This window comes from Bacteroidota bacterium (assembly GCA_030017895.1).
Taxonomy (GTDB): Bacteria; Bacteroidota; Ignavibacteria; order UBA10030; family BY39; genus JASEGV01.
The window spans coordinates 1-688 of sequence record JASEGV010000163.1; the positions used below are offsets into that span (position 1 = coordinate 1).

Sequence of the window (688 nt, forward strand, 5' to 3'; positions counted from 1 at the left end):
CAAGCGACTGTGTTGCGACCGCGCCTACGCCAGCTTCAGCCCAAGCTACTATCGAACCTACAGAAAACCAGTGTGATTGTACAGCAACTCCCAACTCACCAGTAACCGAATCTCGTGCAACAATGGAATATGTATGGACGAGTTGATTTTGTGTGTAAGTATTTAGAATATAACTGATTTCAAATTGCAGATGTTAACATTATTTCTTATCTTGTGATGTGAGTTTATGGAGGTCAAGTCCTGTGCAACCGTAAGTAGCCTAACCCCGCCAGGTCCGGAAGGAAGCAACGGTCAGTTACCCAAAGTGTGACACAGGGTAGCTTGACCTCTTTGATTTATGATTCTACCAATGATGAATAACTACCATCGGCGGAAAAATATTTTATCGGGATACTTGAAATTGTTAACCACCGAACCGAACGAGTATTCACTCAGGATAATTGACTTACTTTGTCCTATAGGCAAAGGTCAGCGGGCTTTAATCGTCGCGCCGCCGAAAGCCGGCAAAACAATTTTGCTGAAACAGATAGCATTGTGTTGTTGGTTGACGAAAGACCGGAGGAGGTAACCGATTTCCGGCGTTCGGTAGATGCGGCTTTGTTTGCAAGCTCGAGTGACAGCGAACGCGAAAGTCATGTACGACTCGCATCGCTTGTTTTAGAATATGCAAAAAGAGATGTAGAAACAG

1 protein-coding gene, 1 other RNA gene and 1 pseudogene are annotated in these 688 nt (G+C 44.6%); 2 read left to right on the top strand and 1 reads right to left on the bottom strand.

Annotated elements, in window-relative coordinates:
- Positions 1-190, bottom strand: a 190-nt coding sequence (locus tag QME58_14450; protein MDI6805013.1) for a DUF1028 domain-containing protein, incomplete at its 3' end; no start/stop codon positions are given.
- 41 nt (positions 191-231) lie between these two features.
- Here QME58_14450 and ffs point away from each other — a divergent pair.
- An RNA gene (gene ffs / locus QME58_14455) (signal recognition particle sRNA small type) lies at positions 232-330 on the top strand.
- Between the two features lie 73 nt (positions 331-403).
- Positions 404-688: pseudogene (locus QME58_14460) on the top strand (transcription termination factor Rho).